We start from the raw sequence: 14297 nt of genomic DNA on the forward strand, positions 1-14297 counted from the left end.
ACTTTAGATAGCGCTTTGTTAAAAATCCCCATTTCCTGTCCCACCACCACCATTCCCCCATTCATCCACTCCCGGAGTAGGAGTTCCAGTTGCTGCGGACCCTGCAGCAATACCTTGTTCAAGTTCGATGTTAAGCACCTCAATCAATGGTGCCACATAGGTTTTCTTTTCTTTTTTCATTTTGTTTACTTTAGTTTTTATCAAACTCATTTCAATCAGCCACCTCATTAAAATTTAGCAAAGAAGACGAAAGAAATAATTTTGAAGCAAACTTAAATAAGAACAAAACTACCCTGATATATTTTCCTGTTACATTATATATACAGTTGTAATAAATAATCGTTACATAATGAAAACACAAACAATAAACAATTGACAAAGAATAACTTAAATAAACAAAGACTATATACATTTAAACAATAATTCGCAAGTAAATTATTTCAAACGCAACAAGGTTAATACATTTAAGATTTGATAATTGAAAAAATGTAGCTAAAAAACTACAAAATATAACATTAAAATTAACATAAACTAAATATAAAAAACAAAAAAGTATACGAAACAACCAAAACACACCAACCGTTAGACTAATTTCTGAACAAAGGATTCTAGATCATCCTCCCGTGAGAGTTGCAGCTTCTGTTTGATTCGATATTTCGTCACCCGCACGCTACTTGGCTCAATATGGAAAGCCGCAGAAATTTCTTTTGTCGTCAGATTGAGATACATATAAGCACAGTACCTTAGCTCCAATGCGCTCAGCTTATTCTTGGAGATTTCTTTTAATCTCAGAAAAAAATCAGGATTTATATCCTGAAATTCACGCGCAGATTGCCCAACAGTCTCATCTAGTCGCATTTCATCTTTTATCATCCTTTCTAATACCCCAACATTTTCCAAATCCTCAAAACTTTTAAGCTTTTCTCTTAACAAATCCAAAAGCTTATTTTTACGTTCCATTCTGAGGGCTTCTACTAAAGCCTCCTTTTGCATCGTTTCGTACTCGCTTTGCAGTTTTAACAGTTCTTCCTTTTGCATTTGAAACTGCTGGTTGATTCGTCGTTCAAGATCTTCATTTAGATACCGCAGCTTGAGATTCTCTTCTACCTTAAGTTGTATCTCCAGATTGATCCGTCGCTCAAAATCATTCTTCTCCAATTGTAATTTATCGTGATCTTTCTCTTTCATTTTATACCAATGTCTCAGCACAAAGACGCTGATAATAAGCAAAAAACAGAAACCGCTTAAGAATACAACATGCTCTGTGGGCTGGGTATAATTACTCTCAATCGTGGCAATTGTCTTATCCTGTTGTTTATTTTCAGCTTGTGCATCCGCACGATCAAATTGGGGTACTCTGTGCAAAAACGTCGCGTGGCTAAACATTTCTTTCAAATATGGTCGGCTACTGCTTTTCCAATAGGAAAGCTCCATCCGCATAAGGTCGAAATAATCCGGCTTCAGGTATTTCTTTTCAAATGGATACAAAATGGATTTTACCACGATTGCATAATTTGAAAAACTACCTTTATAGATGAGCGCTGAAGTTTTTTGGTAACTGGACAGCATCTCATCAACGGTTTCGAAACTCGAATTCACATACATGCTTTTTGAAATTAAATTTGATTGATTGGGCACATCAATGACAAGTACACGAAGGTAATAGTTTGTGGGATTTTTAACCATTAAGCTTTTTAACTACGTTCAACATATATACAAAAGACCAGAAATAACATTCTGCATGTCAGCGAAATTGACTTATTTCCTATTTTTTTCCTTTTTTACCATTGTGCAGCTTTGCATTCGTTGCCGACACAACTTTAGGTATTAGAAAACACACATAATCACACTATATATATGCCATAATTGATTTTAAAACTCTTTATAAGATTCACCAAGACTCTCAGCGACGAAAATTTAAGTAAAACAAAAAAGGTGAAAACAAAACATTTAATCAACAATTAAATCGCTTCAAATTGTATACAAATACATTACATAATAACAACAGACACCTCTAATGAAAAGAGAAGAACCTAGCCATCATCCAAATTGCATTAAAAATCAGGCAACACGTTGTTACATTTCTCACCATTAGATTACATTTTGTTAACATTAGAAAAATAAAATTACCCCGTCAGTAAACAAATAAAAAGGTTTCCCGAGCTTAGTAATCATCGTTTATAACTTAATTAGCCAATCATTTGGCATTAAAAGGAAAATAGATACATAAATCAAAAACAGAAGTTTACATAAGTTTTTAAAAAAAAGACAAAAGATCCAAATAGTTATTATGAATATGTTTTATATTAGTTTTAATATTAAGGCTTCCTTAGTCGCAATAAATCAGTTATAACAGGCTCCTAAAGAGATCATATGTTTCTTACTGTTTGTGGCTATAACAGACAGCTAATCGAATCATTGTTCCTTGGACATGCATTCAGGATAGAGAAACCAGCAGATTACATTTTTAAACTTAATATAATATGAGATCATTAAAATTTAAACTACCATTAGCGCTAGCTATGGGACTGCTTTCGCTGGCCTCCTGCCAAAAACAATCCGAAAAGGAAGATGTACTTCCGAAAATTTCAACTCGGGCACAAGTGACTACGCCTAATATTGGTGAAGTGAAACTTCAGGAAGGTGTATTGTTTTATCCTGCAAATAAAGTATCCAACATCAATTCCAGTACTGTGGCGCTCGAAGTCGGCAATTATGACAAATTGGTGTATGCAACTAAACTAACTGACTTACAACAGCAGGGACTGGGGGCCACATTAGCACTCAACCTCAATGTATATGCCGGAACGGCACAAACAGAACCATTCGGGTATCTCTATTATTTTAAAACTGCCAAGGGAACAACAGTTCCATCGACAGAAAACGACCCCGTCTTGACAACTGCATATCAGACAGGTCGGGTAGAAATAGCGCGTTATATTCTTCCCTACCTGTCTACGGTATGGAATCAAAGCGGCTTAGTTACGATTACAACCAGCTCTCCCGTAGTACCCTACACGTTCGATATCAGTCCCTTTGCCTCAGCACTCAAAGATCAGGATTCGACAGTTTGGATTGCATCCAGTCAGGGGCAACCCGGTAATAGTTCCTATACATACAAAACCGATCTAACCTTAACAAGTTCAGGCAACACCGACTTAAGTTCCTGGCAAAAAGACAACTATACTTTACCGATCGTTGGTTTTGCTGGATTGGGCAGCACATTGTCACAGACCAAGTCCATCAGCAGATCTTTTACTGTTCCTGACGATATTACCAATGCAAAAATTAGGGTCATTTACACTGGACCTGAAGGCTACTATACGACAAATGTCTTAAAGTTAGACAACCAGCAAATAGATTCCTACAGTACACGTATGGTCTGTGTACCCGAGCAACGCTACCAACAACGAAACCCGTCTGTAGCCAACGGAACTGTACAACCCGGCCTATGGAACTATCCTACAAGAAATTATTGTCAAAGCGACACCGTTCCACCGCATACAACCTTGCTGATCAACAAATTGACCAAAGGAACCCATGAGCTCAAACTTGACATGACACAGAACGTCGCTGGCAGAAGCGACTACGGAGGTAGCATTCAGATCTCCATTAGTCTAATCGGTACCCGTGTCCTAGGTGCTACACTATTTCAACATTGCGATTATGCCGGCAACAATGCTATCCTTGCCATTGGCTCCTATACAACTGCTCAAATGCTTGCAAAAGGAATCAATAACAATGATATTTCTTCACTCAAAATTCCAGCAAACTATAAGGTCACCCTTTACGACGGGGACAACTTTACTGGGGCTTCCTTAGTACTTACTGCAAATGAAACCTGCCTAATCAACAAAAACTTTAATGATAAAGTATCATCCCTAAAAATTGAAAAAATCTAATTTTAACACATTCCAATGCCCACGATCTGCTTAATACATATGTAGGTCGTGGATATACATTATGTTGTAAAACGTTAGCCTATCATTTTGAAAATAACCTTCTCAAAATGATAGGCATCTATTCAAGCTATGCCGGCACCAAACAACCACAACTAACTAAACATCAATACATTACAAATAAAAAACCATTACTGGAGTAAATTTTGATTTAAAATAAAACTAATATAAATCAGAAATGAACAGATTGAATGTAAAATGGAAACAGGAAGTGGAACCGCCGTCATTTCCAAAGTGGCTCAAACCCTATCACCTCCTGCTATGCTCCGTCATTGTAGTAGTCGCTTTTGGGGCAGTTTTAAAACATTTTGGTGCAAAAAGAATGGATGGCAATAGCCATTACAGTTCAAGCAAGATCACGATATCGAGATAGCCCGATTAGATGACTTTATAACATTCCTAGCGATCAAGCCATCTATTGAAGCTAGAAATTCGTAAATACACAAACTAACTGAAAGCTAAGCTACAACATGATCGCGACATGTAGCGTCTGCCATGCTTTATCAACAGGAAATTATATCACGTGAAAGTACTTATCATTGACGATGAAGACAAGTTGAGGAACTTGTTATCAAAAATTATTAGCTTCGAAGGCTTTGAGGTCTTTCAGGCCTCCAGTATCAAATCAGGCTTAAAACAATTGGAACTGGAAGAGATAGATGTCATTGTATCTGACGTCAAACTTCCCGATGGGAATGGCGTAGAGACAGCCAAGATTATCAAAAGCAAATATCCTGCAGTCGAAATTATTCTTTTAACTGCTTTTGGGAATATTCCGGACAGTGTTGACGCCATCAAAAACGGTGCTTTTGACTATATCACCAAAGGGAACGACAACGACAGGATAATTCCACTGCTGTACAAAGCCGGTGAAAAGGCCGTGCTCAATAAAAAAGTTCAGAAACTCGAAAAGCAGCTTGGTGAAAAACATTCTTTTGATAAGATCATCGGACGGTCTAAATCCATCATGAAGGCAATCGATCTGGCCAAAAGAGTCGCGACCTCCGAGACCACTGTACTACTGACTGGAGAAACCGGAACCGGAAAAGAGGTTTTTGCTCAGGCAATACATCTGGCCAGCTTGCGTGCAAATCACAATTTTGTAGCAATCAATTGCTCAGCATTCAGCAAAGAGCTCCTTGAAAACGAACTGTTCGGACATAAAGCCGGCGCTTTTACAGGTGCGACCAAAGATCAAAAAGGACTCTTTGAAGAAGCGCACAAAGGAACAATCTTCTTGGATGAGATCGGTGAAATGGAAATAGAGCTACAGGCCAAAATATTACGTGTATTGGAAACAGGTGAATTCCTGCGCGTGGGCGATAACAAACCCACCAAAGTAGATGTCCGCATCATTGCAGCCACAAATCGCAATTTAGAAAATGAAATTGAACTCGGTAATTTTAGGAATGACCTCTTTTATCGCTTATCGGTCTTTGCAATACCACTTCCCTCCTTGCGCGAAAGATCCAAAGACATTCGATTATTGGCAGAACACTTTGTCAGTTGGTTTGCCGTAAAGTCCAATCGACGCGCATTGACATTAACAGAAGAATATCTCGGCGCATTAGAGAGAAATGCCTGGAAAGGCAATATCCGTGAGCTGAAAAATGTGATCGAACGAAGCGTGATATTAGCAGACGATGAGATCCTCACCTTAGATACCCTGCCAATAGACCTCCAACAAGACAACAAAGACAGTGCGATGACGTCAACATTTTCGATGGCCAGCGTAGAAAAAACACATATCCTGAAAATATTAAACTACACCCAAGGCAATAAAACAGAAACAGCCAGACTCTTAGAAATAGGCTTAGCAACCCTATACCGAAAAATAGACCACTATAAAATATCCTAGAAATGGGCAAATTTACGCCCATTAAAACCCAATCCAAGAACATTCTTACCAACAGCAACAGCCTGCAGAGATCAATCAGCTGCTATTCTTATCCGCTTTTTATGTAAAAAACAATAACCTATCATTTTGATAATCCACCTTATCAAAATGATAGGTTATTTGTTTTCCACCCTCACAAAAATAAACCACAACAAACTAAAAAACAATCAATTACACCACCACAAAAACTATTGGAATACATTTTGGCATATCGGATATAAAATAAATAAAAATGAGCAAGACAGATGTTAAATGGGAACAGGAACAAGAGCCACTATCGTTCCCTAAATGGTTAAAATCTTATCACTTATTGTTCTTTGCAACACTTGTGGTATTGATTTTCGGAGCAATAATAAAACAGTATAGTACAGTCTAATCAATCACAAAATGATCACATTAATATTAATACTGGCGGGAGTAGCCTGCTTCGGTCTATTCATTAAGTCAATTGACTTTTTTGATAAAATCTAGTAAGAATGAATAAAATAAATGAACAATCCGCAAGTCAATATCTTGCCGATCATTATGGGGAAATAAAAGAAGAGATCAATGACCTGTCATCCCGAAGGAATTTTGCTGGGATATTTCAAGCCATTGTGAACCATATCAATTACCTACTTTCTAATGGCCAGATCGAAAAAATTGGCAATCGATTAAAATATATGGGATGGCTTTATAGAAGGGGAAATGAACAGGTACGCAACATCATCGAAAATCTCTTTGTGCGTTCTTTTCGGGGAATGAAAAGAAGATGCACATCCGAAGAATGGATCTATATGTATCAGCAGATTCCAAAAAATCTTAAACAAATTTATTTGTTGCAAAGCAACAGCTATATCACTCAAAAATCTTTTATATGACAGCACTATTTGTAGTAGCTATTGGTGTATTCGTTTACATCTGCTACGTACTGCTAAAACCAGAGAAATTTTAAATCACAATAGCTGATGAAAGAAGACAAGAAAAGGTTAAAATCTTATGTAGATAAGGGACAACAGAATTTCATCAGATAGTATGTAGAGAAATTAAATAATATTAACAGAAATGAATACAGAAATTTTAGGAATAATCGTAATGTTTGTCATAACAGTATTGCTTGCAATACCGTTAGGCAAGTACATTGCAAAAGTCTATGGAGGCGAAAAAACACTGCTTGACCCCATATTTAATCCCATAGAGCGAATCTTTTATAAAGTCAGCGGGATCAATCCACAGACGGAAATGAACTGGAAACAACAGATGGTAGCGATGGTCAGCATCAATATGATCTGGTTTTTAATGGGTATGCTCATCTTGATGACACAGGGCAGCCTGCCACTGAACCCGGACAATAATCCGAGTATGTCGGCGGATCTCGCATTCAATACTGTCATTTCATTTGTCGTTAACTGTAACCTGCAACACTATTCGGGTGAGACTGGGCTCAGTTACCTGGGGCAATACTGGTTGATGTTCCTACAATTTGTAAGTGCGGGTATCGGTATGGCAGCTGCCGTACTTGTATTCAGAGCATTCCGTGATCGCACAGCAAGTACATTGGGAAATTTTTACAACTATTTTGTAAAATCATGTACACGTATATTATTACCGCTTTCATTGCTTGTGGCTATCATCCTTGCTTTTGAGGGTACACCAATGACTTTTGAAGGGAAAGATACCATTACAACGCTGCAAGGTGATACTGTAGCCGTGTCGAGAGGTCCTGCTGCTGCCTTTGTAGCCATTAAACATATCGGAACAAATGGCGGCGGATTTTATGGTGCAAACTCTGTCCACCCATTTGAAAATCCTTCGTATCTCTCCAATATGGTCGAGATGGTCGCGCAGATGATTATCCCCTTAGCCATGATCTTTGCGCTGGGTATCTTCATCAAGCGACGGAAGCTCTCCTGGATGATATTTGGTGTCATGACAGTCGGCTTCCTTTTGCTTGTCATTCCGAATATTATGATGGAGACCAAAGGTAATCCAGCGATTGCTGCGATGGGAGTCGATAATTCTCTCGGAGCAATGGAGGGTAAAGAGATCCGCTTTGGAGCGCCCGCATCCGGTTTTTGGAGTATCGTGACCACGGTAATCTCGACAGGATCGATTAATGCCATGCACGATAGCACTATGCCTCTATCCGGTATGAACGAGTTGCTTGCCATGATGATAAATGCCTTCTACGGCGGTTGTGGCGTAGGTATCCTGAACTTCTTTATTTTCATCATTCTTGCCGTATTTATCAGTGGACTGATGGTTGGTCGGACACCTGAGTTTTTAGGAAAAAAAGTGGAAGCCAGAGAAATGAAAATCGCGATGATTATCGCACTGCTGCATCCATTTCTAATCCTGGTGGGCACAGCTTTAGCAGCTGCATTACCACAATACACCGCAGCAACGCTAAACAATCCTGGATTCCACGGCTTTAGTGAAATGCTTTACGAATACACATCATCGGCAGCAAATAATGGTAGTGGCTTTGAAGGATTGGGAGACAACAGCCTATGGTGGAACGTCAGTACAGGTTTCGTACTCATTCTGTCCCGCTTCTTACCGATTATCGGACCTGTGGCCATCGCCGGTTTATTGGCTGAAAAGAAATTTATTCCTGAGGGAGATGGAACATTGAAAACAGATACAGCAACTTTCGGACTTATGGTATTTGCTGTCATAGCCATTGTCGCTGCACTTTCCTTTTTCCCTGCATTGGCATTAGGCCCTATTGCGGAGTATTTCTCACTTTATTAAACATTGATTAAAGAAATTAGAAATGAACAAAAATACATCACTGTTTCAAAAAGACATGGTACAGGAAGCACTGAAACAGTCTTTTGTGAAACTAAACCCGAAAACAATGTTCCGCAATCCGGTTATGTTTACCGTATGGATCGGAACTGTGGTCATGCTGATCGTCAGTTTATGGACCTTGGCAGGAGCACAAGGACAGGGAAGTTTTGGTTACAACTTTGCCGTATTTGTCATATTATTACTCACACTGTTGTTTGCCAACTTTGCTGAGGCCATTGCCGAAGCAAGGGGAAAAGCGCAGGCGGATAGCCTGCGCAAAACAAGAGAAGAAACTCCAGCCAAACTTAAAAGCGGCCAGACCATCTCCTCTGCGCAGTTAAAAAAAGGTGATATTTTCGTCTGCGAAGCCGGCGATATTATCCCCTCAGATGGTGAGATCGTAGAAGGACTTGCCACAATTGATGAAAGTGCCATCACCGGTGAATCCGCCCCCGTCATTCGGGAAGCAGGTGGAGACAAAAGCTCCGTAACAGGTGGAACCAAGGTGCTTTCCGATAAAATAGTCGTGCAGGTAACCACACAACCCGGTGAGAGCTTCCTTGATAAAATGATCGCCCTGGTAGAAGGTGCTTCAAGACAAAAAACACCCAATGAAATCGCCTTGACTATTTTACTGGCAGGCTTTACATTGGTATTTATCATCGTCTGTGTGACATTAAAACCATTTGCAGATCATGCGAATGTCGGCATCACCATTGCATCATTCATTTCCCTATTTGTCTGTCTTATCCCGACGACAATTGGGGGATTACTTTCAGCAATAGGTATCGCCGGAATGGACAGAGCCCTACGTGCAAATGTTATTACCAAAAGTGGTAAGGCTGTGGAAACCGCAGGTGATATTGATGTATTGTTATTGGACAAAACAGGAACAATAACCATCGGTAACCGTAAGGCTACTCATTTTCACCCCGCACACGGTATTGATGAGAAAAAATTAATAAAAGCAGCTGTATTGAGCTCTATGGCTGATGAAACGCCCGAAGGTAAATCTATTATAGAACTTGCCGGAATCAATCCGCTGAGCTATGAAGTGAAGAACCCTGCATTCATCAAGTTTACAGCTGAGACACGAAGTTCAGGTATAGACTATGAAAACATACGTATCCGAAAAGGTGCAACTGATGCGATTAAAAATCTTGTTACAGGAGCTGGCAATAGATTCCCGGAAGAAGTCGAAGAAAGTGTTAAGGCGATCTCCCAAAATGGAGGAACACCACTAGTGGTTTCCGAAAATGACATCGCCCTGGGTGTGATCGAACTACAAGATATCATCAAACCCGGTATTCATGAAAGGTTTGAACGTCTTCGTAAAATGGGGATCAAAACAGTGATGGTAACAGGTGACAATCCCTTGACCGCGAAGTTTATTGCCGATAAAGCTGGTGTGGATGATTTTATCGCCGAAGCCAAACCAGAGGACAAAATGAACTACATCAAAAAAGAGCAATCCGAAGGCCGCTTAGTGGCTATGATGGGTGACGGAACAAATGACGCTCCAGCTTTGGCGCAGGCCGATGTGGGCGTTGCCATGAATTCGGGCACGCAGGCAGCAAAAGAAGCCGGAAATATGGTTGACCTAGACAACGACCCGACCAAACTGATCGAGGTGGTTGAAATCGGTAAACAATTATTGATGACCAGGGGAACATTAACGACCTTTAGTATCGCCAATGATGTCGCTAAATATTTTGCGATTATTCCCGCCCTGTTTATCACCGCTATTCCAGCGCTACAGGGACTGAATATCATGAAATTGCATAGCCCAGAAAGCGCTATTCTGTCAGCCGTTATTTTCAATGCCATTATTATCCCGATGTTAATTCCATTGGCACTTAAAGGTGTTGCCTATAAACCGATTGGAGCAAGCGCCTTATTGCGCCGAAACCTACTCATATTCGGATTGGGCGGGATTACCGTTCCTTTTCTAGGTATTAAGGTGATTGATATGTTCGTCGCTATTTTCTTTTAATCCGTAAATAAATCAAGAGGGATAAAATCTCAAAGGACTTGTTTCCTTGCAGTTTTACCCTCATAAAATATAACTGAAATGAAAAAACACATTTTACCCGCATTAAAGCTGACCATCATTATGATCCTGTTCTTTACAGTGATCTATCCATTAGCTGTCTGGGGAATGTCCCAGTTTTCCTCCAACGCGGGAAAGGGAAAAATCATTGAGCATAATGGTAAAAAGTACTATTCAAATATTGGTCAGGCCTTCACAGCCGACAAATACTTTTGGTCGAGACCGTCTGCCGTAAATTATAATGCTGCCGGTTCAGGAGCGAGTAACAAAGGGCCTTCAAATGAAGAATATCTTGGTCAGGTGCAGGCACGTATCGATACATTTTTAGTACACAACCCTGGTATCAAAAAATCCGAAATACCCGTCGATCTGATTACCGCAAGTGGAAGTGGATTAGATCCAAATTTTTCTGTTCAGGCGGCCAAAGTTCAGGTCAAACGTATCGCTATTGTACGAGGTATAGAAGAACAGAAAATAAATCAATTGATCGAGGAAAATACTGAAAGCCCTTTATGGGGAATTTTCGGTCCTCAAAAAATCAATGTGTTAAAGCTCAACATCGCCTTGGATAAGTTGGCGAGCAGATAAAAAACTCCAACCAAGAACCTATCATGCTTTGTTTAGCTGCTTTTTCGGCTAAGCAGGGCGGATAGATTAATAATTCCCCTTGGCAATTTGTTTAAGGGGAATTTGTAAGTTTATAAAAGTTATCACATGTTATGGATGAAAGAAAAAGTGCAGAACATTTTTTAAATCTGATTCAGAAATCCCGAAGAGGTAAATTCAAACTCTATATCGGGATGAGTGCCGGAGTTGGGAAGACCTTCCGTATGCTTCAGGAAGCACATGCGCTTTTACAGAGTGGTATCGATGTCAGGATCGGTTATATCGAAACCCATCAGCGTATCGAAACCCATGCGTTGCTGGCTGGTCTTCCAATGATCCCAAGGAGAACCTTATTTTACAAAGGCAAGGAGCTTGAGGAAATGGATGTACAGGCTATTGTCAATCTTAGACCCGAAGTGGTTATTGTTGATGAACTGGCGCATACAAATATAGAAGGCAGCAAAAACGAAAAAAGATGGCAGGATGTGATGGATATCCTTGATGCCGGTATCAATGTCATCAGTGCTGTAAACATTCAACATATTGAGAGCCTCAATGATGAAGTCCGAGATATCACAGGTATTGATGTACAGGAGCGTATTCCGGACAGTGTGGTTGCCCAGGCCGATGAAGTTGTCAATATCGACTTAACAGCAGAGGAGCTGATTAATAGGCTAAAGGAAGGTAAGATTTATGAAAGTTCAAAAATAACCGCAGCTCTCAACAATTTCTTCAAAAGTGAACATATTCTGCAGTTGCGCGAACTCGCATTAAAGGAAGTCGCTTCGCAGGTGCAAAGGAAGGTCGAAACGGAGGTTGTCCTCAATCGAAATGTTAAAAAAGAACGTTTTCTGGCCTGCATCAGTTCAAACGAACAAACGGCCAAAAATGTCATCAGGAAAACTGCCCGTCTGGCCAATTACTATAATAGCAAGTGGTATGTCATGTATGTACAGGTTCCCAAAGAGAGCGTAGACAGGATTGCATTGGATAAACAGCGACATCTCATCAACAACTTTAAACTGGCTACCGAACTGGGGGCTGAAATTATTAAGGTAAAGGCCAAGAACGCTACCAAAGCCATTATTAAAGAATGTGAAGAACGTATGATCACGACGGTCTGTATCGGTAAACCACATATCAATCTGATTAAGATCATTCTCGCAACTGATACATTCAATGCTTTATTAAATAAATTGTCTCAGGAAAATATTGATCTCGTAATATTGTCATAAAATGAAAATTAAAGCAAAATTAACATTTGGAGTAGGGCTCCTATTTATATTGATCGTAGCCTTAGCTGTTATTAGCGGATGGTATGTTAATCAGCTCAAAAGAGACACGAATAATATACTTGTTGCAAATTACAACACCTTGCTCTATTCCCGGAATATGCTTCTGGCGTTGGAAGATATCAGCAAGGATGCGGCGGCAATTGACACATTTCAAAATAATTTGACGCTACAGATGGGAAACGTGACTGAAATCGGCGAGATCGAGAGGACAAACCTAATTGTAAAGCACTTCAATTCGCTTAAAAATAAACCCGATGATGCACAACTAAGCTCATCCATCCGAAAAGACATCACCGAATTAATGCGGCTAAATATGGATGCGATCAGTAGAAAAAGTAACATTGCAGATGAAACTGCCCGCAGAGCAATACTCATCATCTCATTTACAGGAGCACTCTGTTTTCTGATCGCTGTCATATTACTGATCAATCTTCCGTCCAATATTGCCAATCCCATCCGGGAGCTAACCGAAAGCATCAAGGAAATTGCCAGCCAAAATTATTCAAAACGCGTCAACTTTGGCGGACATAACGAATTTGGAGATCTGGCACGATCATTTAATACCATGGCTGAGAAGCTGGAAGAATATTCGGACAGCAAATTAGAGAAGATCCTGAAAGGGAAAAAGCGGATCGAAACCTTGATCGACAACATGCATGATCCTGTTATTGGTATCGACGAAAATAAAAAGGTCCTATTTGCCAACGATGAAGCCTTGAATATATCAGGACTGCGAAAAGAAGATTTCATTGGAAAAGCCGTACAAGATATCGCCGTCACCAATGATCTGATCCGGGATATTATAAAAGACATCTTTCTACCAGCACCAAAAAGCAACAAAGCCGAACAGTTGAAGATCTATGCGGATGGTAAAGAAAGTTATTTTGAGAAGGAAGTCATCGACATCAATATCGTCCCCACCGGCGAAACAGATATTAAATTTATCGGCCAGGTGATCCTATTGCGTAATATTACCCCCTTTAAAGAGCTTGATCTTGCCAAAACAAATTTTATGGGAACGGTATCGCATGAGTTTAAAACACCTATTTCATCCATTCAGATGGGCGTACAACTGTTGGAGAATGAAAAAGTAGGTCTTTTAAATAGCGAACAAAAAGACCTGATCAATGGGATAAAAGACGATACCGACAGACTACTGAAAATAACAGGAGAGCTCCTCAATATAACACAGGTCGAAAGCGGCTCTATACAAATCAATCTGCTACCATCGGAGATCAAGCCCATTATCGAATATGCTGTCAACGCAAATAAGTCTGCGGCCGACAATAAAAACATACAGATAGCAATTGAGATGGACGAAGATGCCTCAACCGCGGTGACCGACAGTGAAAAATCGGCTTGGGTCCTGACCAATTTAATTTCCAATGCGATACGGTATTCGTACGAGAATTCGAAGATATCCATCAAAACGGAACGGGAGAATAATCAGGTCAGGTTTTCGGTCTCGGATACCGGACAAGGAATACAGTCCCAATATCTAAAAAAGATTTTTGAACGGTATTTCCGTATTCCTGGCACCAAGAAAGAAGGTACTGGTTTAGGCCTGAGTATCAGTAAGGAATTCATCGAGGCACAGGGCGGAGAAATCTGGGTCGAAAGTGAGTACGGTGCCGGAAGTGCCTTTTATTTTACACTTAATATGGATAATAAAGCCGTGTGATTAGATGCCATATATTTCGTCTAATTTGTGCCATTAA

13 protein-coding genes are annotated in these 14297 nt (G+C 39.9%); 11 read left to right on the top strand and 2 right to left on the bottom strand.

Annotation, left to right across the window (positions count from 1 at the left end; translation table 11 throughout):
- Positions 1 to 18: 18 nt before the first annotated feature.
- Both DFQ12_RS09330 and DFQ12_RS09335 read right to left on the bottom strand, forming a co-directional pair.
- Entirely contained in the window at positions 19 to 180 is a 162-nt protein-coding gene (locus DFQ12_RS09330; RefSeq protein ID WP_208642486.1) for a hypothetical protein, read from the bottom strand.
- A gap of 402 nt (positions 181 to 582) precedes the next feature.
- Complete coding sequence (locus DFQ12_RS09335) at positions 583 to 1686, bottom strand: helix-turn-helix transcriptional regulator (protein WP_120258662.1); 1104 nt, start codon at positions 1684 to 1686, stop codon at positions 583 to 585.
- 797 nt (positions 1687 to 2483) lie between these two features.
- On the opposite strand from DFQ12_RS09335, the gene DFQ12_RS09340 reads away from it, so the two are divergent.
- The 11 genes from DFQ12_RS09340 to DFQ12_RS09380 all read left to right on the top strand — a co-directional run bounded on the left by DFQ12_RS09340 (position 2484) and on the right by DFQ12_RS09380 (position 14260).
- Positions 2484 to 3902 carry a hypothetical protein gene (locus DFQ12_RS09340; RefSeq protein ID WP_120258663.1) on the top strand — a complete coding sequence of 473 codons (1419 nt, stop codon included), beginning with the start codon at positions 2484 to 2486 and terminating at the stop codon, positions 3900 to 3902.
- Positions 3903 to 4137: 235 nt separating this feature from the next.
- Entirely contained in the window at positions 4138 to 4332 is a 195-nt protein-coding gene (locus tag DFQ12_RS27935; RefSeq protein WP_147420370.1) for a hypothetical protein, read from the top strand.
- A gap of 150 nt (positions 4333 to 4482) precedes the next feature.
- A complete protein-coding gene (locus DFQ12_RS09345; protein ID WP_120258664.1) occupies positions 4483 to 5817 on the top strand; it encodes a sigma-54-dependent transcriptional regulator in 1335 nt (444 codons plus the stop codon).
- A gap of 271 nt (positions 5818 to 6088) precedes the next feature.
- Positions 6089 to 6232 (top strand): hypothetical protein, encoded by a 144-nt coding sequence (locus tag DFQ12_RS28100; RefSeq protein ID WP_167457155.1) that lies wholly within the window; start codon positions 6089 to 6091, stop codon positions 6230 to 6232.
- 100 nt (positions 6233 to 6332) lie between these two features.
- Positions 6333 to 6716, top strand: a complete 384-nt coding sequence (locus DFQ12_RS09350; protein ID WP_120258665.1) for a DUF7674 family protein — start codon at positions 6333 to 6335, stop codon at positions 6714 to 6716.
- Positions 6713 to 6790, top strand: a complete 78-nt coding sequence (kdpF, locus tag DFQ12_RS28655) for a K(+)-transporting ATPase subunit F (RefSeq protein ID WP_120259290.1) — start codon at positions 6713 to 6715, stop codon at positions 6788 to 6790. The genes DFQ12_RS09350 and kdpF overlap by 4 nt, the downstream gene beginning before the upstream one ends.
- Positions 6791 to 6900: 110 nt before the next feature.
- Complete coding sequence (kdpA, locus tag DFQ12_RS09360; protein ID WP_120258666.1) at positions 6901 to 8589, top strand: potassium-transporting ATPase subunit KdpA; 1689 nt, start codon at positions 6901 to 6903, stop codon at positions 8587 to 8589.
- Positions 8590 to 8611: 22 nt separating this feature from the next.
- On the top strand, positions 8612 to 10621 hold the full coding sequence (gene kdpB / locus DFQ12_RS09365) for a potassium-transporting ATPase subunit KdpB (RefSeq protein ID WP_120258667.1): 2010 nt from the start codon (positions 8612 to 8614) through the stop codon (positions 10619 to 10621).
- Positions 10622 to 10699: 78 nt separating this feature from the next.
- Complete coding sequence (locus DFQ12_RS09370; protein ID WP_120258668.1) at positions 10700 to 11266, top strand: K(+)-transporting ATPase subunit C; 567 nt, start codon at positions 10700 to 10702, stop codon at positions 11264 to 11266.
- Between the two features lie 131 nt (positions 11267 to 11397).
- Positions 11398 to 12519, top strand: coding sequence for a sensor protein KdpD (locus DFQ12_RS09375; protein WP_120258669.1), 1122 nt, complete (start codon positions 11398 to 11400; stop codon positions 12517 to 12519).
- Between the two features lies 1 nt (position 12520).
- Positions 12521 to 14260, top strand: coding sequence for a sensor histidine kinase (locus DFQ12_RS09380; protein WP_120258670.1), 1740 nt, complete (start codon positions 12521 to 12523; stop codon positions 14258 to 14260).
- Positions 14261 to 14297: the final 37 nt, after the last annotated feature.

Source organism: Sphingobacterium detergens (assembly GCF_003610355.1).
Lineage (GTDB): Bacteria > Bacteroidota > Bacteroidia > Sphingobacteriales > Sphingobacteriaceae > Sphingobacterium > Sphingobacterium detergens.

Excerpts from the sequence above, each read along its gene's own strand:
- DFQ12_RS09350 (WP_120258665.1), top strand. The coding sequence starts at position 6,333 with ATGAATAAAATAAATGAACAATCCGCAAGTCAATATCTTGCCGATCAT.
- DFQ12_RS09380 (WP_120258670.1), top strand. The coding sequence starts at position 12,521 with ATGAAAATTAAAGCAAAATTAACATTTGGAGTAGGGCTCCTATTTATA.
- DFQ12_RS09375 (WP_120258669.1), top strand. The coding sequence starts at position 11,398 with ATGGATGAAAGAAAAAGTGCAGAACATTTTTTAAATCTGATTCAGAAA.
- DFQ12_RS09330 (WP_208642486.1), bottom strand. The coding sequence starts at position 180 with ATGAAAAAAGAAAAGAAAACCTATGTGGCACCATTGATTGAGGTGCTT.
- kdpF (WP_120259290.1), top strand. The coding sequence starts at position 6,713 with ATGACAGCACTATTTGTAGTAGCTATTGGTGTATTCGTTTACATCTGC.
- DFQ12_RS27935 (WP_147420370.1), top strand. The coding sequence starts at position 4,138 with ATGAACAGATTGAATGTAAAATGGAAACAGGAAGTGGAACCGCCGTCA.
- DFQ12_RS09340 (WP_120258663.1), top strand. The coding sequence starts at position 2,484 with ATGAGATCATTAAAATTTAAACTACCATTAGCGCTAGCTATGGGACTG.
- DFQ12_RS09370 (WP_120258668.1), top strand. The coding sequence starts at position 10,700 with ATGAAAAAACACATTTTACCCGCATTAAAGCTGACCATCATTATGATC.
- DFQ12_RS09335 (WP_120258662.1), bottom strand. The coding sequence starts at position 1,686 with ATGGTTAAAAATCCCACAAACTATTACCTTCGTGTACTTGTCATTGAT.
- kdpA (WP_120258666.1), top strand. The coding sequence starts at position 6,901 with ATGAATACAGAAATTTTAGGAATAATCGTAATGTTTGTCATAACAGTA.
- DFQ12_RS28100 (WP_167457155.1), top strand. The coding sequence starts at position 6,089 with ATGAGCAAGACAGATGTTAAATGGGAACAGGAACAAGAGCCACTATCG.
- kdpB (WP_120258667.1), top strand. The coding sequence starts at position 8,612 with ATGAACAAAAATACATCACTGTTTCAAAAAGACATGGTACAGGAAGCA.